Source organism: Pseudoalteromonas sp. PPB1, from assembly GCF_015356275.1.
GTDB lineage: Bacteria > Pseudomonadota > Gammaproteobacteria > Enterobacterales > Alteromonadaceae > Pseudoalteromonas > Pseudoalteromonas rubra_D.
Map to the genome: position 1 here is coordinate 1 of NZ_JACEQV010000044.1, position 21,320 is coordinate 21,320.

Below are 21,320 nucleotides of genomic sequence, written 5' to 3' on the forward strand. Positions count from 1 at the left end.
AGCACACTGAAGCGATGATCAAAGTGAAAGTGCTCAATAGAATGGCTGGGCTAGGTATGCCTGAATATCAGGGAAACAGCTGAAATCGCATTGTTGCCTAAGCTATCTGGATTTGATCAACAAGGCCTCTCAGGGGTAATCTATGACTGAAATGGAGTTTTCAATAATCACAAGAGGCTCGCTTAGAGAAGCCATAGATAAAGCGAGTATTCAAATTGGAAAGCAGTTACCAACAGAAAATATTAGACTAATCTCACTCTCTGGAACGCTAGCAGAAGGCTGGGAAGAGACAACTAATTACTTGGTTGAAAAAATGTATCACGGAGAAGAAGCTATCCTTCCTTGTGCAGATTTGGTAGTAGACAGTTTTGATGAGGGAACGACTACAATCAGACTATTCATTGCAGGTCACCCTCCTGGAGCATTTGGTTTAAACTGGAACGACGGCGTTGGGCCTTACTTAAAAATGGTTAACGCTAAGCTACTGCCAAACAATGAATAGCAAAATGAAAACATAATGAAAACACAGACACCCTGCGTTGTCTGTGTTTGTTATAGGTGGCAGACAAGTTTTGGAATGGGTGTCTGCTATTTGTGTTTTAGTAGTGGCTTGTAAAGAAATTGTGAGTAGGCTTAAACCGGCATTCTCACTAATATACTGTTAGGTGTTTCTATGAGCTTACTGCCAATGGCAGAATCTTGCCCTCAAGAAATAGATAAATTAAAGTTGCTAAATCAAATACACCAAAAGCAGTTGGTGGGGTTGTGCAATAACACTAAATGGAATGAAATCCTAACCGCGTTTAGAGACAAGCAATGGTTTGTCGCCAACCGTTCTAAATGGATTAACGGGCAGATATCACAATGGGAAAATGACTGGACTTATCATCTTCCTTTTCCATTTTTAGGTGTGGAGTGGTTTGATATTTGCTATGAGAAAGTAGATTTTCACATTGTAAACGGTAGTAGACATACTGTTGTAACTAACTTAAAAAATGAGATATTAGAGTTTATTAAAAACGTAGGTGTCGAGTTCGAATTTAATAATACTTTTGTAAGAGTTTGGGGGTATGCCCCAAAATGCTACTTAAACTTTAACAATGAAAACACCTAACAAACTAATCAACGCGGACTAAAAAAGCTAGGCTTGATTCGCGTTGCTCACAAGTATAGCCTAGCTTTTTTAGCCCATTATTAGGGCGTTGGACTCACGGAGAGTACAAATCAATGTCAATGATTGGAAATTATCTTCCAGTTTCTGAGGAAGAGCTTAATTTACTGAAAGAGAACCCTGAGTCACTCTCAGAGTTTATTTACGAAACAAAAGAAGACGATATTATCGATATAGATAAAGCATGGCACGCTATTCATTTCATTTTGAACGGAAGCGAATGGGAAGGTTTGGAGCCATATTTTAATGTTGTTCTCGGTGGTACTCCCATCAGTGATGAAGATGTTGGCTATGGTCCTGCGCGCTCCCTTTCGCCTTCTGAAGTAAGGGCTGTGGCTGTAGCGCTAGAAGAGATTGACGAAAAATCTTTCAGGTCTAAGTTTGACCCAAAAGGATTGAAAAAGAATGATATTTATCCTCAAATCTGGGATGAAGGGGAAGAGCTGCTCGATTATATCGCAGATAATTACAACGAAGTTCGTGAAACATTTAAAGATGCATCAATAAATAACCAAGCTATGATTTTGTTTCTATGCTAGTAGGAGATAAAGCCTAACAAAAGCTGAAACCACAAAGGACGCAAAGCCGATTTGCGTTCTTTCGTCGTTACTTAGCTTGCTAATCTGCGCCGGTTGAGCGAGGCGTAGTAGGGTTGGTATAAAAGATACCTTGAGGTTTATTAGCCTGAACAACGCCACAAATGACGATTGCTCTCGACTTCACTAACACCAGTCCACTATAACTGCTCCAGCGCCAGTGCTGCGCAGCACCCTTGCTGCGTCTGGCGATTGTGTAAAGACAAACGTCCCTGATGAGCTTCAATGATTTGCTGGCAAAGTACCAGGCCAATACCTGAGCCTTGTTGCTTAGTGCTGTAAAAGGGCACGAATAAGTTGTCGGTGTTTTTTATGCCAATGCCATTGTCGCAAATGGTAATGCGCACTTGCTGATTGATAAGCTGCCAGTCAATCTCTATCTGGCAGTCTACATTGGCTTGCTCTGCGGCATCGCAGGCGTTTTTAAAGAGGTTGATAAACAGCTGCTCAAATTGCACCGGATCGACACAGAGCGACAGGTCATGTGCATTGAGCAGAATGAATTCACACTGTGGAAAGAGCTTCTGGCAATTAGCGATAAGCGAGTGTAGTGAGCAGGTTTTGCGCTCTGGCTCAGGCAGTCGGGCCAGTTGATTATAGCTTTCGATGAATTTACTGAGCTCGCCGGCGCGATGCTGAATAAAGTTTAGGTTTTCGATGAGTGGCGCCTGGATGTCTGGCTCACAGCGTTTGTTGACGATTTTCGCTAAGGTTTGCGAAATAGAGGTGATCGGAGAGAGTGAGTTGTTTATCTCATGGCTCATCACTCTGATCAGCCTTTGCCAGGCGTGTCGCTCTTCGCTGCGCAATAATGAATGCACATCGGTAATAAACAGCAATTTAAATGCTTTGCCTTCACTTAAGTATTGTTCTGCATGCACATTGTAGCGTTTGGTTTGCAATGCCACTGGCAGTTCAATTACCTGGCTTTGCCCGGACTCCAGTTGACTGACTACGGCTAGTGCCTTGGGCAGAGTCTGTTTTGTACGGGTGTCGTCCAGTGCGAATAGGGTTTGTGCAGCTGGGTTAGACAACGCAATGGTCTGCTTGTCGTCTATGGCTAAAATCGCCACATCGATATGCTCAAGTACGGTTTGCACCAGTTGCTGAGATTCCGCTGATTGCCAGCGCTGTGCACTCAAACGCTCGGCAAGTCGGTTGATGGCATTAAACAGTGGCGTTAATTCATTTTCATGGGCGCCTGTGTGTGCTCTGAGTGTGTAGTCACCTTGTGCTAGGGCCTCTACCAAATTGGTTTGGGTTCGCAGCTGGTACACCACTTTTTGTTTGATATATAAGGTACTCCAGGTCAGCACTATCACGCCCAGCAATGCACACAGCGCCACCAGCCACACCGATATGTCGGTGAGCAACATGGTGACAATGAGTAAAAAGAGCAAAGGCACAGCACTGGCAAGGTACAAATAGCAAAGCTGAGATTCGTATGACGCTGACTTAGGCATAAGTGTTATTTACCTGTTTTATTTAAACGTCGGTAAAAGGTACTGCGGCTCAGCCCTAAGGAGTGCGCAGCGGCAACGGCATCCCCCTGAAAGTGCGACATACGGCGTTCCAGGGCTTTTTGCTCCAGTTCAGCCAGGGTCATCAGTGGTTCCTGCTCTGTGCCCTCACTGCTCGGCGCGCTCTGGCGCGGCTGCTCAGAAGATAAATTGAGGTGCGTCACATCAATTTGCTCGGTGGGCGCCAGAATGTGTGCCCGCTCCATCAGGTGAGCGAGCTCTCTGACATTACCGGGCCAATGGTATGCTTGCAGGGCATTTTGTGCTTGCGGCGTTAAAACACGCCCCTGTGCTGCGTACTTCTCAATTGAGCGCCGTAAAAAGTGCTGCGCTAACGGCAGAATATCGGCCTGGCGTTCTCGCAAGGGTGGAATATGTACTTGTACGGTATTGATGCGATATAGCAGATCTTTTCGAAAACTACCTTGATGCACGGCGTCATCCAGGTTGGCATTGGTGGCGGTAATCAAACGAATATTGACTGACTGTGTTTTACTGGCACCGACTTTTTCAAACTGCCTTTCTTCGAGTACGCGCAGAAGCTTGGCTTGTTGAGAGTAGGGGGTATTGGCAATTTCATCTAAAAACAGTGAGCCCTCATCGGCCAGCTCAAAGCGGCCAATGCGGTGCGACTTGGCATCGGTAAAAGCACCTTTAACATGGCCAAACATCTCGCTTTCAAATAAGTTTTCGCTGACTGCGCCCATATTTACGCTGATCAGCTGCTCGTCTTTTCGGGGCGATAAATCATGTAAATACCGCGCAAACAGGCTTTTTCCTGTGCCATTTTCTCCCGTCAGCAGCACACTGACATCGCTTTTGGCCACCTGAGATAAAGTCGACAGAACCTGTTTGATGGGCTCGGAATGGGCTATCAGCCCCGACACCACACCCAGTTCATTTTGTAGCAGCTGATTGTGAACGGCTAACTTTTGGGTGCGTTTATGGGCTTTTGCAAGCTGTAGCTGGGTGCGAATGATCGTCAGTAATCGCTCGTTTTCCCATGGCTTTTGAACAAAGTCGTTGGCACCCAGTTGCATTGCTTTGACTGCAATCTCGATACTCCCCCAACCGGTAATGGCAATAATTGGCAAATGTTCATCGTCCGCTCTAATTTGCTCTATCAATGCCAGCCCTTCCTGGGCGGAGGTGGTATCTTGAGTAAAGTTTAAATCCGTGATCAGTAGGCTAACGGTATGCTGTTTGAGTAGTCGTGTTGCCTGATCTGGCGAGCTGGCCTGTAAACTGGCATAGCCTTCTTCCAGCAACAGCAGGCTCAATGCATGTCTGATGCCTTCATCGTCATCAAGAATTAAAATTGGGTCGTTCATAAATTTTTGTTATCAACCGCTTAAGTGAACTCAGTGTACAACAAAAGCGCAGCGAATATATAAAAAGCTGCGCTTAGTTGTGGGTGTATTAGTGGTTATGCAGCGCGTGCGCTGGCTCATTGCTGAGTGCGCGTTGCGTAGGCAGGTAGGTTGCCAGCAATACTACCAGGCTAAGTACGCCAGTAAGCACGACCGCAGTTACAGCAACATCGAAGAACTCAACGCCAATGGGCACCGACATGGCGTATCCCAGTGCTAAGCCGATTGCCAGTCCGGGCACTGCCCCGAGCAGCAACTGCGTGGTGCCTGATAGCAAAAACTCAACGGTGATACGATTTTCGCTGGCGCCCAGCGCGCGTTTTACCCCAATCTCCTGAGTGCGCTGCGAAATGGTGTTGGCCATTACCCCGTAAATGCCGCTGGCAGCCAGTAACAGCGAAGCTAAACCAAACAGCACAAATACGCCCCCGACAAATCTCAGTGGTGCAACACGTTGCGTGAGGCGATCATCCAAAGTGGCGATATTGAATACAGGCAGCTGAGGATCAATCTGATTTACCACCCGGGTTAGTGCGGTTTTAGCACTCTGTGTGTCGCTTTGCAGTTGCACACTGATGAAAACAGAGGCGCGCGGCGATTGTGCAAAAGGCAGATAGACGGACGGAGTCCTCACTGCTTTATCTCTGTTAGGCATGGTTTGTACGACATGTTTAACAACACCAACAATCGTAAACCACGGCCCTTTGCTGCCATCTTCATTAATAAACTGCACGCGTTGCCCAACCGGTTGCTCCGAATTCATGTACTGCTGTACAAAACTGTCTGTGACAATCACAGTGCGTTTATCCTCGGTGTTGTCTGAGTCGCTAAAAAAGCGGCCTTCGAGTAACTTTGCCTCTAAGTGTTGCAATGCACCCGGGACTACGGCTATCTGGTTGGCTCTTGGGTAGCTGGATAAACCTTGCTGACCATATTCCTGACCGGCTACCGCAACAGCGGGGCGTTTATCCCCAAAACCCGGTAACGCTGATGTGAGCATGTTGCTGCTAAACCCACTTTGGGCGTCTAGCTGCGCTTTAAGCGTTTGTACAAACTGGCGTCTTTGTTCATCCGTCTGATATTGCTCAGCGGGCAGGGTAATTTGCCCGACCAGTTTATCCTGGGTATTAACACCATAATCTGCATAAGTGGCCTTATAGCTTGCAGAGATCATCACAGCAGCAACAATCAAAATGGTGATAGATAAAAATACCTCGCCAATTACCAGCGCTTTGTTGAGTTTACCTGCGCCTTTGCCCAGCGCACCGCGCGTGCCATCGCGCAGAACCGCATTAAAGTCGCCGTTGATGTTTCGCCATGCGGGCAAAAAGCCAGTGACAAAAATGGTACCCACCAGAAAACTAAAAAAGACTTTCAGGGTGTATGCGTCTATGCCAAAGTCCCACCAAAATGGCGGTCTGTCGGTAAAGAACTGATTGGTAACTGTTTGTGTGATTTCTAACCCCCAGCCAACGAGCAACAGTCCAATTAAACCACCCAAACCACAGATCAACAGGCTTTCCCATAACATCTGACTCAGTAACCGTCCAGTTGGTGCGCCCAGTGCAACACGAATGGCCGTTTCCTGAGAGCGTTCAACGGCGCGTGACAACAACAAGTTGCCCACATTGACGGACGCCAACACTAAGATAAGGATTGCAGCAGTATGCATAACATAAACCACCGACATGCCGCCATCCGCGGTAGACTGGTGCATGGTGAGTGCATACGCGCTCAGGCCCGAGTTGGTTTTTGGGTAACGTTGCTCCAGGCGCTGCATGATCAGCGTCAGCTCGTTGTCGAGTTGTTCAATCGATACGCCAGGTTTTCTCAGTGCTAATCCCGTTACCTGTGCGTTTTGATCTCGCGAGACTTGCTGCGGATTATCGCGCAGAGGCCGCCAAAGCTGAGCCCGGCGTGGGTAGTAATAGCCCTCTGGCATCACGCCAATGATACGATAAGGCTGGCCGTTAATATCGACACTGCGTGACAGGATCTCCTGATCTGCACCAAAATGGTTTTGCCAGATATCGTAACCCAGTACCACCACATTCTGCGCGCCAACCTTGTCTTCTTCTGCTGTAAATGTTCTGCCTAACAACGGGGCGGTGCGGGTGAGTTCAAACAAATTGGCACGCGCATCTGCGCTTTGGTATCTGCGTGCGCCGTCACGCCCGGCAATATTAACAACGGCGCTACGATAGGCGCTAAACTCACTGGCTCCGGATAACTGCGCTTCGACCTCGGCAAAATCATGAATATTAAAGTCACCAAAATTACGCTGGCCATTGGTTGAGGTGGTGAGCTCAATCAAGTGCTCACCGTCTTCAAAGGGTAAAGGCTTAAATAGCATCGTATTCATAAATGAGAACAGGTAAACACTCAAGCCAAGACCTGTTGCCATCACAAACACGGTGAGTGCGCTAAAGCTGGGCTTTTTTGCCAGCAGGCGCAGGGCATATTTGATATCGCTGCGAATACTCATCATCTTTCCCCTTAACTGTGCACGACGTCTGCAAGCTCAGGCTGTGCAGCGTGGGTTTTGTGATCGGCAATGATCCTGCCATCAAGTACTTCAATTTTGCGTTGTGCCCGTTCGGCGGAGCGCGGGTCGTGCGTTACCATACAAATGGTAGCTCCTTCTTGATGAAGGGTATCAAGCAGCGCCAGTACATCGTGGGCATTTTTAGAGTCCAGGTTGCCGGTAGGTTCGTCCGCCAGAATTAAGCTGGGCGAACCGGCGATGGCGCGGGCTATGGCAACACGTTGCTGCTGACCACCTGATAGCTGCGATGGGTAATGATTAGTACGGTGGCTCATATTGACCTTGGCTAACGCGTCAGCCGCCATCTGCTTAACCTGCGACTTACTTAAATCTTTACGGTAGGTCAGGGGGAGCTCGACGTTTTCCATCACATCTAAATCACTGATCAAATTAAAAGACTGAAAAATAAATCCTATTTGATTGTTGCGAATCCGGGCGCGTTCCGTTTTGCTGATATTCCCCACTTCATGTCCTGCCAGCTGGTAACTCCCTGAGGTTGGTGTATCCAGCAGACCTAACAGGGATAACAGGGTCGACTTGCCAGAACCAGATGGCCCGGAAATGGCAATATATTCTTGTTGGTGCACTTGCAGTGATACATCGTTAAGTGCATGGGTTTCCAGGTCGTCAGAGAAAAAGACTTTACTGAGATTTTTTAATGCTAATACAGGCTGAGTCATGGCGGTTTCCTAGTTGATTCTAAATTGGTTATAACTTTCGAAGCGGCTTGGATCAGAAGTGACTATCTGATCACCCTCTTCAAGTCCTTGAATAATTTGTACATAGTTGACAGAGCCCAACCCGAGTTGCACGGCTGTACGCGTGGCCATTAAACCATCTGAGCTGAGTTTGTAAATACTGGATTGGGTCTGACTTTGGGTAAATAAGGGGCGTGATACGTACAGGGTGTTATCAAGCTCTGCGATGGTGATTTCACCATCTACGCTAAGCGCAGGCCGCGCATCGCTCGGTAATGGCTCGCTAAAGGCAACATCGACTTGCACATTGCCTTGCACAACTTCAGGGTCGATACGTGTGATCTGGCCCAAAACCTGGTTGTTTTGGGTATCAATGGTGACCTTCTGGCCCACTTTGATTTGCTGAATTTGTAGCTCAGGGACTTGCAGCTCTGCGATGAGCGCCCCCTGGTCGGCCAGCTTGGCAATGTTGCTGCCCATACTGACATGCTGACCAACTTCAACGGGTAGCGCTAAAATAATGCTATCAATGGATGCGCGGACACTCAGCTCATCCACTTGCGTTTGAATGCGCGACACCCGATTTTTTAGCTGGTTGAGCCTGGCAAAGCGGGCATGTTGCTGCGCTTTTAAGCTTTTAGCCGATTCAGCCATTTGCTCTTTTCTGGATGCCAGTGTTTGGCGTGCCTGTTCAAGGGCAATTTTGGCGCGCTGAAAGTCCAGTTTTGAGACAGCGCCAGTTTCAATTAACTCAAGGTGCGCCTGATATTCGTGTTCAGCACCGTCAACTGCCATTCGGGCATTGAGCATATCGGCGCGTTGTTGTGCAATCGCGGCTTTCTCAGCTAAATCACTGGCCTGGTGCTCGGCTTCCAGCGCAGAGAATTCCCACTTGGCCTCAGCCAGCTGTTGCTCTAAGCGGGGATTCGTTAAGCGCACAATCTCGTCGCCCTGGCGTACCTCTTGTCCTGGCTTGTAGAGCAGTGCCTCTACTTTGGCATCGCCACTGGCCGACAGCCATTGCACATTTTCAGGAACCAGCACGCCATTACCACGCACGGTTACCGTGAAACTACCTCTTTTGACCTGATTAATGATCAATGAATTGGCTTTGAGTGTAAGTTCCGCACGAGAGTACTGCCACACTTGGTAGGTACCAAAAGCCACCGCCACTAGCGTGATAAGTGCTATGACTAATGTCCGCGGAGATCTTGTCTTTTTTGTCGTTACTGCAATGTCCATTTTCACTCCTGGTCGAATAAGAACAATTTGAGAGTAACAGAGCAGGCATTGTGCCAATTTTTAACCATATGATATTTAATGCCTTTTTTGTTTTTGGGATTTTTCAGTCCCATATTTGGGATTTAATTTGGGACTAGGCTCAAAGATGAGACTGGCGGTGTGAAGGGTATTACTAAGGTGGTTAATCAACCTGGAAGGCGCTTTGGTGTTTAGGTCGTTGAAGCATTTTTTTGCAGGTATATGTCTTTGCAAATTTTAGTGCTTTTTTGTTTTTACAGTTGGGTGCCATTGTAACAACCGTAAGCAAGCCATTGATTTTGTCGTGTTACGTTGAATGCCACTCCGTTTGGCTCGTTTCAGGCAAAACCGATAAACCACTCCGTCATTCCGGACGCGTGCGAGCCGGGATCTGCTTAAACACCACACGGAAGTAGACTGATTAGAAGAGACATTTTTTCGAGTACATCCACTCAAAATTCGTGTGTTTGGAGATAGGTGTCATTGCGACTTTCGGAGTTGTAAATTTATACATTTCTAAATGCTGGAGCTCATTTTTCCAGTCGTAATTCTCGCTTTCTCTGAACTATCAAGTCTCGTTTATGCCGCAACTATTCTTAAGTATATGAAATTAATAGAGCTAGTTGTTTTACATAACGAGACCGTAAGTCTTGCTAATACCAAGTCTCGTTTTCTACAGACGGCTATAGACTTGTAGACAAGGGGTCATGGTGGTAGGTTATTGTTATTAAAATGAATAAATTAATTTGGTAGTGAGTTGGCTGAGCTCTGGGGACGGGGTTTAACCGGCATTCACGCTAATACTCTGTTAGGTATACATGGAATATTCAGAGTACATAGTCGAAAACCCCAAAGATGGCACTGTAACAATTGCAGGGTGTCTTCGAATCAATGGTCAAGTAATGGATACTGACGTTACAAAATGTGCTTACTGTAATTCGGAAGTTATTTATTACGACGATTATGACGCATATATTTGTGCTTACTGTAATAAGTGGTTAGAGAAAAAGTGTGGCGATGCAAATTGCAGGTATTGCTTAAATAGGCCAGAAAAGCCACTTCCAAATGACAACGAGCTAAGAAGGCTAAAGTATACCTAACAAGGTTGTAAACGCGGACAAATAACAGTTGGCTTTGTTCGTGCCTCACAAATTTTAGCCAACTATTATTAGTCGGTTACAACGGCGTTAGTTGTCAAAAGGAGTTAGTATTTGAATTATGTACCCGTAATTACTTCAGTATTAGCAGGCTTGTTTGCTATGTTGACCGCTTACTATGCTTGGAGTCTAAAAAAGCGAGATGAGTTACGTTCTGAAAAAATCATTGAGCGAGCTGAAAAAATAGCTCTTTATACTGATATATATGCTTTATTTGAAACTGGTATGCATGAAGTGTTGGGTAACAAGCAATTCACTTTGCACTCTGAATTTAGCAAAATGAATGCAAAAGTTGAGTTGTTGGCGCCAAAGAATATATCGGATTCTTATTTTTCATGTTGCGGTAAATTTGAAGAATGGTCTAAACACCATGTGAAGTCTTTACCTCCTAAACAAGAGTTCAATGGTATGGCTATAACTACTTTTCAAAGCCCTGATCCAAGAGAAAAGTATCGTAAGTTGGCTGAAGAGTCTTATAACTTACTTTTGTCAGAAATTGAGGCGTTAAAAAATGAACTACGGTTGCATTTAGAAACTGACAACTAACAAGTCACTCCAGCGGATGCGTAAACGCACCGCTGAGTAAAGCGTTATGCGTAGCACAGAGAATGAAATATAAGCAGTCGTGGGAAGAAATGGGATTTTTTAAAGGTATCGATTTGTTTGATTCCTTCGTTACCTCTTGGCAGCTAGAAGATAGTGACCTTTCTTTTAGGCTAGAAGTAAGCATTTGGCCAGAATCAGATTTCTACTCTGAGCCAAAAGAGAAAGAGTACACTTGCTACAAAAATGGAGTATTGAAATTTTCAGGGTGGTCAAACGTAAGAGGCCTTCTTTTACAAAGCCAAGTGACCCCATCAACAGACCTAGATGGCGCTGTCGATTACGGTAACATTGAGTATTTTGCAAAAACTGAAAGTGAATTCGAAGTACATGGAGAATTTGGTAAGGTTCTAATATCGGGTGGGGAGTTTAGTTTTGAAATCAGCGCATAACAAAGTTGTCAAATTGACATTTTCTCCGTTACGCCTTTTGTGCTTGATAGCACAAAATTCTCCACTCCAAAAATGCAAATTACAACGGCGTTAAGTGTTCAGGAGAGATATGAAGAACTTGCTAGTACCATTTTTGATTTTATTTTCTTCTTGGTCATATGGCCAAGAATATATTGGGCAATGGACGGTCGATAGGATTGCAGCTTCAGCTATCAGTAATATGTCAGAAGATGAGGCAAATAAATTTCTGTCCCTAGCAATAAGCTACGAGGATGGAAAAGCAACAGTTGGCACAGATACTTGTAGTGAAGTTAGTTACCAAACAGAGATGTTTAATGAACGAGACTTACACTCATACCATAGAGTATTTTTCAGTGACTTAGGTATTGAGAATTTAGAAAGTGTGGAAAATATCGAGATCTTTTGTGGTGGAAAGCCCTGGCGTGTGTTTGGTTCCTTTGTGATACAAGCCGGAACCAAAATCTTTCTTTCATATTCTGGCTATATCTATGAGCTTGCCAAGAAAAACACTTAACAAGCCACTGTACCCGACAGCTCTCACTCCGCTTGTTTTGTGTTGTCGCTACGCTAACACAAAACAAGCTCCATGTGGCTGCGGCTAAGTGGGGCGTTAAACGTCAGAAATGAAAATCGTACAGGTATTGAAAACATTACTAATTCACAGCAGTGGCATATTTGTATGTCTAGTTGCCTCAATTATCTGGTGGCGCCTGTGGATGTACCAAGGTTTTATTGGGCCAATTCCTTTTTTGCACTGGTTTATTTGGTCTGACGGTGAAGGATCATATGATTTAACTTATTACGAGATGATTGTTCATCTTATGGTGTTTTATATTCTAGCGTTTTGGGTTAAACGCTTAACAAGGCGCTCAAGAAAGGACGCCGTAACCGGCGCCGCTTAGCTTGGCGTTAAATGGCATATCAAATGAAGAAGTATTATTTTTGGCATTGGGATGAATCAACGGGCAATGAAATAGATCATTGGGGAACATCTGATTGGTATTTTGAAATAGGAGAAGATGGATATGTTTCAAAACAACTTGAGATTTTTGCTTCAGGAGATGCCCTTTATTATGGTGATGACCACATCGAAGATAAATTTGGAATGCTATCCGAGGGAAAATTTGAGCTTTTAGGCGAGGGTGAAAAAGAAATCACTCAATCAGAGTTCAATACTGTGTTCAAAAAAACTAAATTTAATAACGTGCCAAATGCCATTTAACAAGTTAATTACTAAGGACATTTTTACACTGTCGCTTCGCTCTAAAATGTGCAAAAATTCCTAATATTAAAGCGTTATGCGTAAAAGGAAGTCATGAATATTATTCAAGAAATCAAAGAATCTTGGGGTTGGGTTGGTATCGATCCTGTCGAGGTCGTAGGTGAAAACGACTTCGGTAACCTAATGATCAAAGATTCTACTGGTTGTTATTGGCGTCTTTGCCCTGAAGATGTTTACTGTGAAATTGTCGCAACCAATCGCGAAGAACTAGATAGCCTTTCTACCGATCAAGAGTTCCTAGAAGATTGGTACATGCAAGCTTTAGTCGAGCAAGCAAGTGAGCATATTGGGGCATTAACCAAAGGTCAAAAATACTGTTTAGTCACCCCTGGTGCTCTAGGTGGTGAGTATGCAATTTCAAATATTAAAACCGCACCGCTGCATGAGCTTATTAGGTTTTCGGGTCACGTAGCAAAACAAATCAAAGACCTACCAGATGGTGCACAAATTCAACTGCGAGTTACCGATTAAACTCGCATAACAAGGCGCTCAAGCAAGGACAAACTTTCCGTGGCCGATTTTTATGCTTTAACGCTACGCTAACACAAAAACGTCCACTCCAAATTTGCCGCTTAGCTTGGCGTTAAAGGTCTTTATGTTTAAGTGCCCGCACTGTAAGAGTAAAGGAATAGGTATTTGGGCCAAGTTTTGGTGCGGATCTGATATGCCGGCAATATGTAGTAGCTGCGGCAAGCTGAGTTACGTTCACTCAAAGTATCGATTTGGTTTTCAATCAGCCTGGCCGTTTGTGGTTTCTTGGCTGGCAATAGCGCTGACAATTTATGTATTCTTTCTCAGTAATAATATTTATGTTTTAGTGGCCATACCTTTCATTTGGCTGGCTGGCCGCTTCTGTGAGTTAGCGTCACTTCCAATGCAGCCAATCAGCGCCGAAGCATCTAATGCCAGTCGCAAGTTCGGAAACTGGTTCATGCTAGGTTTGGCACTATTAATCATAGCGGGCATCGTAGCAGGTAACTTTTAGCAAGTTGCTCAAGTGCGCGTCTCATAGCAAGGCGTTATAGGGAATAGGAGGTCGCGTGTTCGAAATGACACTACAATTTTTTTTACGAATAATTGTAGGCTTTCTAATCAATACAGTTTGTTATTACGTAGGTTGGTTTATTTTTAAGATCCTAACATTAGGAAGGTATCCATATAATTACCCGCATGAAGATGGGTTAGTGATGGATTATATATGTATGAGTATTGAAGCCCTGAGAAGAAATCTTCGAAGAGAAGAAATTTTCGAAGACACCCATTTCAAAGCTCGTGAGCAGATGATTCGTCGTCTGTTTTAAGGCGATTCTTAAGGGTTTTTTGGGACAGATTGTGGCGAGGATAAGGAAAAGTCATATAAGCTTATCAGGTATTTTTAAGTGGATGTACTCGCGATGTTCACCTTTATCAGAATGCCATTCTGATGCATGTGGCAAGAATGGGCGAGCGGTTTGCTTTTTTCTTATGTTAAGCACTAGGCACAAGTCATAGGAGCTCAAGAGTAGTTATGGACTTTTTCATAGAATTAGTAGATTTAATTTCGAACCATCCTCTATGGAGCTTTTCAACCGCTTTGGTAATTGGTGGCTTACCATACTTATTTAAATATACAGTTGGTGTATACATTTCTGAGAAGGTCAAAGAGTACAGAAAATCCCAAATCGATAATAAGAAATTAAAGAGTCTTATTGCGCACTCCGAAGAACTTAGAGGTAGCCAAGAAGGAAAGCTCTTCTCATTCGGAAGGGCGAAAGCAAGTATTTATGTATTGGATTATTCTATCCAGGGGTATTCGAAAGATTTTTTGATTACCAAGCTATTAAATTCTGTGCCTGATTGCCCGAATCAATATAGGGCTGAATTTGAAAATCAGCTCAAATACTGGAACGAAAAGAAGAATAGAGGTGAAATTTTTGAGGGAACACCAAAGATAGCACTGTCAAAAATTTCTGTTGGACGTTCTCCTGTTAGTGAAAAGAAGCAAATTCAGATAAGCATCTGCCAATCTTCAGGTTATGTACATCAGCGTGCAGCAACATCTGTATTTCGTAATCTGGATAATCGAGATATTGAAAGAATAATCAACGAACCTAGTCATACAATGGAGCCATTTTTTAGCAATAGCTTCGGTATTTTGATTGGGATTATTACGGGTGATAACAAGTTGATTTTTGTTGAAAGAGGAAAAGGAACTGCTGTCAATGAAAGCCGTATAGTATGCGGTGCGGTAGAAGGAATGACTATTGATGACATTTCAAATAGTAAGCTAGATACCTCAAAGGCAGCTTCTAGAGCTCTATCAGAAGAGTTTGGAATAAATTTAGAACCGAATGAATTGTCATCAATCAAAGTCGTCTCTTGTGTCTTTAATTGCGACTTTCATGAATGGAATCTAATAGGGTATGTCGACCTTAGAGATTATGGAGATAAATACATATCAGCACATATTCATGACTACAACACAACTGCTAAAGCATATGATTCGTGGGAGATAAATGAATTGATATTCATTGATTTTACTCCCCAAAAGGTTGCGGGTTACTTGCTATCGCATGATGACAGGGTCGTGAATTATTCTATGGTAACTGCCATTTATACTTTATTGAGCGCATATAGTGATAGAGCTGAAGTAGCCAGAGCTTTTTCATCAAACATTGATTTAACAAGCACTGGCTAACAAAGCGCTGCGGTCGGGCAAATTTTATCGGTACTGCTTTTCGAAGACACCCTATTCATAATTTGTGCACAGATGATACGTCGTTTATCTTCAGCTCTAGCTCAATGGATCAGAGGGGGAGCAATTGTTGCTGACGTAGAGCAAGAGGCAGGTTAGCTTATCGGATGTTTTAAGATGGATGTCCTCGGAACACTGGTACACTCAGTACATTCACTTAGTGCATGTTCTCACAAAATCCTCCCCGCAAAAACCTCATGATGGATATTTCATCGATATTTCCAGTAAGGCTCGTTTTCTATAGTGAGCAGCAGGCTTGAAGGCGAGTGCTCCTAGTGGTATTTTGTCGCTCCCATTTTGGGTAAGTACCCTTAGTGGGCGGTGCTAAGGCTTAGAAACAGAGCCAAACCAGCAATCCTACTAATTCATCGGTATATACCGAACATTAAACAAAGGAATATTTATGAAAAAATTAATCATCGGGTGTTTTCTTTTCTTATTTTGTAGCGTATCCAATGCGCAGGTTTATCAATCAGGGCCAATTAAAGTTCAGAGTTTGCGGGTAACTAACAACGTCACTTATGTTCGCTTTTCTCCGGCGTTAAATGCATGTGAGGGTGGTTATCATTATCGTATGCATGCCAAAGTCAATAATGATAATACAGCGTTAATTTCATCTTTGCTTACAGCATATACAGCTCAAAAAACACTTGGTTATGTTTTTGTAAGTGGTGAGGGTAAGGCGTGTTCACCAAGTCATATCTTAACTCTTGACATGATAGAATTTAGTCAACAGTAATGTGATATCATATGTCAATAGTTGATGGCGTTAATAGCTAAGCTGCTGCATTTATCGCCCGTTTAAAGGAGCTCGACAATGTTTCAATTTCGCTTGCAACGGGTGGATGGTATGAAAGCGCTCTCTTAAAGTTGACGTCTGCTGGCATTGATATTTCAGACATTCCCATTGCTTCTGCACATGATCATTACTCAAGAATCGAGATTATGAAAATCGCTGAAAAAAGGGCCGTTAAGGAGGTGCGTTTATCATTTACCTATTTCGGTGATGGAAGCTGGGATTTGAACGCGTGTAAAGCACTTGGTGTTAACTTTGTTTTAGTCGGTGATAGAGTCAAGCATAGTCAGTCGATTATGAATTTTGAAAAACAAGACGAAGTATTGGCCTATATTGGCTTGTAGCAAGGACTTCTCGCAATGCTGTTGTTATCAAGTGGCAAAACAAAAAAGGGTGATAAATCACCCTTGCGGTCAGTAAAGGAGAGTCAGACCATAAAATAGACTCAGGCGGTCAATTCTGCCTCCTCAAGTGTCGGGTAGTCGGTATAGCCTTCGGCCCCGCCACCATAAAACTTACTGTCATCCACTTCGTTATATTCAGCACCCACTTTGGCTCTTTCTACCAGGTCCGGGTTAGCCACAAACAGGGCACCAATGCCTACGCCATCACACAGGTCTTGTTCCAGTACCTGAGTGGCGATAGCAGGCGTTGCCGGGCCGTCTTCCCATGACTGATGTGGGTTAAGGATCAAAGGACCTTGCCACAGTGCACGGATCTGCTGACTGGTCTCACGGCACGCCGCTTCCATGATATGCAGGTATGCCAGATTCGCCGGTAATGCTTTAATCAGTGCCTGATATAAAGGCAGGGTATCGGTTTCATTAATGTCATTGAACTGGTTATGTGGTGAGATACGAAGGCCCACTTTATCCGCGCCGATGGCATTGGCAACGGCGGCAATGACTTCAAGGGTAAAGCGGATGCGATTCTCAATGCTGCCGCCGTATTCATCGTCGCGCAGATTGGTGTTGTTGGCTAAAAACTGATGAGGTAAAAAGCCGTTGCCTGCGTGGATCTCAACGCCGTCAAACCCGCCGAGTATGGCGTACTTAGCAGCCTGTGCATAGTCAGCAATGGTTGCCTGGATCTCTTCATAGCTCAGCGCTCTTGGTGGCGCAAAATCTTGCATGCCATCAGGGGTAAATGTCTGGCCATTTGCCGTGACCGCTGAGGGCGCAACGGATTGGTGTGCACTGGGATACAGGCTGGGGTGGCCAATGCGACCACAGTGCATAAACTGGGCAACGATTTTGCCTCCTTTTTCGTGCACCGCGTCGGTGACTTGCAACCAGCTTTGTGCCTGTTCATAGGTGTGTAGACCCGGTGAGTTCATGTAGCCCTGACCAACCTGGTTGGGTTGTATCCCTTCAGTGACAATGAGTCCGGCGGTTGCCCGCTGGCTGTAGTAGGTCGCCATCAAAGGGGTTGCCAGGCCAAGCTCTGTGGCACGGTTACGGCTCATCGGTGCCATAACGAAACGGTTGTTTGCTTTGATGCTGCCGTATTGAGTTGTGTCAAATAAAGTGTTCATTGCAATATCCTTAATTATTTAAAAGTCTTTGTTACGCCTTAGAAAGCGACTTATCCGTTGATGGACTCGCAAGTGTTCGGTTAAACAGCTGTTGCTGCGACACGGCTATCGCCACTACGATGACACCGGCCCCCAGTATTTGGCTGAATGTCAGTACTTCGCCGAGTATGAAGTAACCCAGTAGTGTTGCCGATAATGGGCTGGCGAATGAGATGAAAGACACGGTGACCACAGGTAGCTTTTCAATCGCCTTGAACCACAATACATAAGCAACCAATGCGCCTATCAGGCTCAGATAGGTGTAGCCGATTACATTATTAACTGTTAACTCGGTCGGAAAGCCTTCCTGGACTAGCCCTATTGGTAGCAAAAACAGGCCGCCGACAACCAGTTGCCAGCCGGTGAATGTGTATAAAGACACACCTTCGGGTTTACCCCATCTTTTGGTCAGTACAATGCCTGTTGCCATGGACATGGCCCCTGCAAGTCCTGCTAATACGCCAGCGGTTGGCAATTCCATATTGGGCTCAAGTACCAGTAAAGACACACCTAATGCGCCTATCAGGCAGGCGACGAATTGACGCGCTTTTAATTTGTTCTTTAGCAGCAGTGCGCCAAGTAACATTACAATGATTGGCTGGCATGACATGACTAACGCTGCGACACCACCTGGTAATAAGTAAGCGGCGACAAATAAGCAGTAAAAGAAGCCACCGATGTTGAGCAAACCAAGAATGATTGAGCGCATCCACCACACACCTTGTGGTAGCTTACGGCCCAGTAACACCAGCAGGATGCCTGCTGGTAGCGCCCGTAAAACGGACGCAATCAGTGGCTTGTCTGCTGGTAAAAGTTCAGTGGTAACAATATAGGTGCTACCCCAGATGGTGGGTGCGATCATCGCAACCACCATCCAAAAAATTAGCTGCTTGTTGCTCATACAGCCCCCAGGTCTGTAGTGCCAAAGTAGCGGTCGCCGAAATCTCCGATACCGGGGATCATAAAGGCGTGTTCGTTCAGTCGCTGCTCGATAGATGAGGTCACTATGGTGACGTCCGGGAATTGAGCGGTGACTTTTTGCAATCCTTCTGGTGAGCACAGTAGGTTTACGAAGGTGATGTTTTCTGGTTTAACACCGGCCTTGGTCATCACGTCCAGGGCACAAATGGCCGAGCCACCCGTTGCCAGCATAGGTTCGAAAAGAAGCACATGGAACTTTTCAACGTTGTCCGGCAGTTTGGAATAATAGAGTTTTGGTAATTTGGTTGTTGGGTCACGTTGGATGAGAATTTTCCCAATTGGAATATTGAGATCCAAGCGACGTAATTCGTTTTCCATACTTTCGCCTGCACGTACCACAGATACACCGCACAGAGGCTTCGCAAATTGTTTGCCCTCATAAGTTTCGCCAACCGGCGTAGTGACATTCAGCCCTTCAAAGTTCAGTCTTTCCAGGCTTTTTTCCAATAGCAGACGAATGATCTGATCGGCGTAAAAGGTAAACTGACGTTTGTTGGCTGTTTTATCGCGCACCTTAGTATGCAAATAGTGCAGTCGATCCGTTTGCTCCAGTTCAATAACGTTTGCAGTGTTATAGTCGGGTCTGGATAGTGACCTTAGGTTAGTTGCAAGCATGGTATCTCTCCTTAGTGATGAGAGTCAGGTGCGCTTGTAGAGCACCTGACTCAGATATGATGATTAAGCATTGATTTCTGCGAAGGCTTTTTGTGCTTCACTGATAAACTTCTGGACTTTAGCGCGGTCTTTACGACCGTTTGCGCCTTCCAGGCCTGTGTGCGCGTCAATGGCAGCTGGTTTAACTTTGCGGATTGCATCTGCCACGTTGTCTGGGTTCAGGCCACCAGCCATCATCAGAGGCTTAGGCGAACGGCGAACCAGCTCAGCACTCACGTCCCAGTTATGGGTCAGGCCCGTGGCACCTTTGGCACCAGTTTTAGGGTCAAACGTATCTGTGATGAACATGTCTACGTATTCGGCCACTTCATCAACCAGCGTCAGCAGCTCATCAGCATTATCTTCCTTAACAACCAGGCTCTTCAGGATGTAGAGGTCAGGGCGAAGTGCGCGTAGTTTTTTCATTTCAGCAACGCTGATGTCGCCATGTAGCTGTACAGCTTTTACACCCAGCTCTGAACAAAAACCGCTTACTTCGTCTGCGTCTACCATGTAGCTGATTAGAACGCCTGCCTGAGGTTCACTGAGATCTTTGATGATGCTGATTGCGTCACCTTCAGTGATGTCGTCTTTACCAGATGGCAGACGTAGTGGGAAACCCAACCATTCAATGCCTTCTGCCAGACACAGTTCTGCTTCTTCACGGTCAATGATGCCAGCTACTTGGATGATGTTAGTGATGTTATTCATGGTATATCTCCTAATTGTTTAAAGTTAAGTTTGTTTAAAGAATCTTGAGTTAAAGATATAGGTTATTTCTGATACCGTCAAGTATCTTTGTATAAAGATATTTGTTTTTTTCTCGTTTTTTAACATGGAAATTACTTTTCCATTTAAATTCATATGGTTATATGATTAAAAAATTTTGGCTTGGTGAAGCTTCTCGTTGCAAGTGCTAGTTAAGACCCCTCAGGGCAAAGAAAAAGCCTGTTTTTTGGGGTGGTGTATGGAGTCCGGGAGAGGGGGGCCAGGATTGTGATCGTGTTATAGTGGCACTTTTAAGATGTCTTTACTGTGTATAAATCTGAACGAGGACTTTGGGCGGGGGAATGTTATCGCTAACTCAGCTGTTGGCATGACAGGGTAGTTGCGAATGAGGAGAGATGTCATCGCCCGGGCATTTTATCGGGCCCGTGCCTAGCGGTATTTCTCCAAAACGCTTTGCTCACCCCCTTGCTGGCGAAACTGGGTTATCTTTTTTGAAAAGGCCGCCTGTATGCCGAGATGGGGTGATTGATTAGAAATACACAGTGAGAAAGAGACGATGTCGAGGGTTGTGGGTATTTCAATGATGGCATCCTGTAATTGGTGCTTTGCGATAAAATACCGCGCAACCACTTTGTCGGTTACCACCACATCGCCTCTTTTCTTTGCCAGCATCTGCAGTGCATTCGAGATATTGGGTGTCAGACTGCGGGTATATTGATTTTGCGGCAGATTGGCTTCTCCCCAGCCATTACCTATATAGTCGAGGATCTGAAAAGCGCGCAGGCCTTCAGTGTCCGATACACGCATCAGAACGTCCAGGTCAGGGTGATGACGGTAGGTGAAGAGGTTGATGGGCCCGACAAATACCGGCGTATCAGAGATACTGACATGCTGGAGTCGCGCATCGGTGGGCACAGAGATAAAAGCATCTGCCTGTCCGTTGAACACCATTCTTTGGGCTCTGCCCCAGGGGTAGCCTTTATGCACTACATTCAGGCCCATTTGCTTTTCAATGACTTCAGTGACAATGTCGACCAGAATACCTGTCATCTGGCCTGCCTCGTTTTTATAGGAATAAGGTGGGAAGTGTTGTGATTCAATAAAACCGGACTGTTGTGATTCAATAAAACCGGACACTATTTTAGGTGGTATTATTACCACTCAATGAGAGGTGTCTATGACCAGAAAACGTCGTACTTTTACACAGGAATTTAAGGTGGAAGCGGCCGCCTTGGTAC

21 protein-coding genes are annotated in these 21,320 nt (G+C 45.1%); 11 read left to right on the forward strand and 10 right to left on the reverse strand.

All coding sequences use genetic code 11. From position 1 onward, the window contains the following. Positions 1–142: 142 nt before the first annotated feature. The 3 genes from IY568_RS23635 to IY568_RS23645 all read left to right on the forward strand — a co-directional run bounded on the left by IY568_RS23635 (position 143) and on the right by IY568_RS23645 (position 1,710). Positions 143–502: a hypothetical protein gene (locus IY568_RS23635; protein ID WP_194868875.1), complete on the forward strand. Its 360-nt coding sequence runs from the start codon at positions 143–145 to the stop codon at positions 500–502. Between the two features lie 171 nt (positions 503–673). After that, positions 674–1,114 carry a DUF6678 family protein gene (locus tag IY568_RS23640; protein ID WP_194868876.1) on the forward strand — a complete coding sequence of 147 codons (441 nt, stop codon included), beginning with the start codon at positions 674–676 and terminating at the stop codon, positions 1,112–1,114. 113 nt (positions 1,115–1,227) lie between these two features. After that, positions 1,228–1,710: a YfbM family protein gene (locus tag IY568_RS23645; protein WP_125562066.1), complete on the forward strand. Its 483-nt coding sequence runs from the start codon at positions 1,228–1,230 to the stop codon at positions 1,708–1,710. 197 nt (positions 1,711–1,907) lie between these two features. Here the strand turns inward: IY568_RS23645 and IY568_RS23650 are convergent, their stop codons facing one another. The 5 genes from IY568_RS23650 to IY568_RS23670 all read right to left on the reverse strand — a co-directional run bounded on the left by IY568_RS23650 (position 1,908) and on the right by IY568_RS23670 (position 9,142). After that, on the reverse strand, positions 1,908–3,230 hold the full coding sequence (locus IY568_RS23650) for a sensor histidine kinase (protein ID WP_194868877.1): 1,323 nt from the start codon (positions 3,228–3,230) through the stop codon (positions 1,908–1,910). Between the two features lie 5 nt (positions 3,231–3,235). After that, positions 3,236–4,618: a sigma-54-dependent transcriptional regulator gene (locus tag IY568_RS23655; RefSeq protein ID WP_194868878.1), complete on the reverse strand. Its 1,383-nt coding sequence runs from the start codon at positions 4,616–4,618 to the stop codon at positions 3,236–3,238. An 88-nt stretch (positions 4,619–4,706) separates the two neighbouring features. Beyond that, positions 4,707–7,145 (reverse strand): ADOP family duplicated permease, encoded by a 2,439-nt coding sequence (locus IY568_RS23660; RefSeq protein ID WP_228553549.1) that lies wholly within the window; start codon positions 7,143–7,145, stop codon positions 4,707–4,709. 8 nt (positions 7,146–7,153) lie between these two features. Beyond that, positions 7,154–7,882: an ABC transporter ATP-binding protein gene (locus tag IY568_RS23665; protein WP_138538912.1), complete on the reverse strand. Its 729-nt coding sequence runs from the start codon at positions 7,880–7,882 to the stop codon at positions 7,154–7,156. Between the two features lie 9 nt (positions 7,883–7,891). Next, positions 7,892–9,142 (reverse strand): efflux RND transporter periplasmic adaptor subunit, encoded by a 1,251-nt coding sequence (locus IY568_RS23670; RefSeq protein ID WP_194868879.1) that lies wholly within the window; start codon positions 9,140–9,142, stop codon positions 7,892–7,894. Positions 9,143–10,371: 1,229 nt separating this feature from the next. Here IY568_RS23670 and IY568_RS23675 point away from each other — a divergent pair. The 8 genes from IY568_RS23675 to IY568_RS24990 all read left to right on the forward strand — a co-directional run bounded on the left by IY568_RS23675 (position 10,372) and on the right by IY568_RS24990 (position 16,489). Continuing rightward, positions 10,372–10,863: a hypothetical protein gene (locus tag IY568_RS23675; protein ID WP_194868880.1), complete on the forward strand. Its 492-nt coding sequence runs from the start codon at positions 10,372–10,374 to the stop codon at positions 10,861–10,863. A gap of 62 nt (positions 10,864–10,925) precedes the next feature. Next, on the forward strand, positions 10,926–11,312 hold the full coding sequence (locus IY568_RS23680) for a hypothetical protein (RefSeq protein WP_228553550.1): 387 nt from the start codon (positions 10,926–10,928) through the stop codon (positions 11,310–11,312). 109 nt (positions 11,313–11,421) lie between these two features. Further along, entirely contained in the window at positions 11,422–11,847 is a 426-nt protein-coding gene (locus IY568_RS23685) for a hypothetical protein (protein ID WP_138539716.1), read from the forward strand. A gap of 411 nt (positions 11,848–12,258) precedes the next feature. Continuing rightward, positions 12,259–12,555 (forward strand): hypothetical protein, encoded by a 297-nt coding sequence (locus tag IY568_RS23690; protein WP_194868881.1) that lies wholly within the window; start codon positions 12,259–12,261, stop codon positions 12,553–12,555. A 93-nt stretch (positions 12,556–12,648) separates the two neighbouring features. Further along, entirely contained in the window at positions 12,649–13,086 is a 438-nt protein-coding gene (locus IY568_RS23695) for a T6SS immunity protein Tdi1 domain-containing protein (protein ID WP_194868882.1), read from the forward strand. Between the two features lie 1,036 nt (positions 13,087–14,122). Continuing rightward, on the forward strand, positions 14,123–15,292 hold the full coding sequence (locus IY568_RS23700; protein ID WP_194868883.1) for a hypothetical protein: 1,170 nt from the start codon (positions 14,123–14,125) through the stop codon (positions 15,290–15,292). 460 nt (positions 15,293–15,752) lie between these two features. After that, positions 15,753–16,088 (forward strand): hypothetical protein, encoded by a 336-nt coding sequence (locus IY568_RS23705; protein ID WP_058797511.1) that lies wholly within the window; start codon positions 15,753–15,755, stop codon positions 16,086–16,088. Between the two features lie 206 nt (positions 16,089–16,294). Beyond that, a complete protein-coding gene (locus IY568_RS24990; protein ID WP_228553551.1) occupies positions 16,295–16,489 on the forward strand; it encodes a hypothetical protein in 195 nt (64 codons plus the stop codon). 101 nt (positions 16,490–16,590) lie between these two features. Here the strand turns inward: IY568_RS24990 and IY568_RS23715 are convergent, their stop codons facing one another. The 5 genes from IY568_RS23715 to IY568_RS23735 form a co-directional block, all read right to left on the reverse strand. Next, positions 16,591–17,679 (reverse strand): alkene reductase, encoded by a 1,089-nt coding sequence (locus IY568_RS23715; RefSeq protein WP_194868884.1) that lies wholly within the window; start codon positions 17,677–17,679, stop codon positions 16,591–16,593. Positions 17,680–17,710: 31 nt separating this feature from the next. Next, positions 17,711–18,619, reverse strand: a complete 909-nt coding sequence (locus IY568_RS23720; RefSeq protein WP_058797515.1) for an EamA family transporter — start codon at positions 18,617–18,619, stop codon at positions 17,711–17,713. Further along, the gene (upp, locus tag IY568_RS23725; RefSeq protein ID WP_125562046.1) at positions 18,616–19,314 is read right to left on the reverse strand and encodes a uracil phosphoribosyltransferase; all 699 of its coding nucleotides are present in this window, start codon (positions 19,312–19,314) and stop codon (positions 18,616–18,618) included. Before upp ends, IY568_RS23720 begins: the two co-directional genes overlap by 4 nt. Before the next feature lie 63 nt (positions 19,315–19,377). Continuing rightward, positions 19,378–20,064, reverse strand: a complete 687-nt coding sequence (locus tag IY568_RS23730) for a phosphoribosylanthranilate isomerase (protein WP_228553552.1) — start codon at positions 20,062–20,064, stop codon at positions 19,378–19,380. A gap of 447 nt (positions 20,065–20,511) precedes the next feature. After that, positions 20,512–21,243: a substrate-binding periplasmic protein gene (locus IY568_RS23735; protein ID WP_323744780.1), complete on the reverse strand. Its 732-nt coding sequence runs from the start codon at positions 21,241–21,243 to the stop codon at positions 20,512–20,514. Positions 21,244–21,320: the final 77 nt, after the last annotated feature.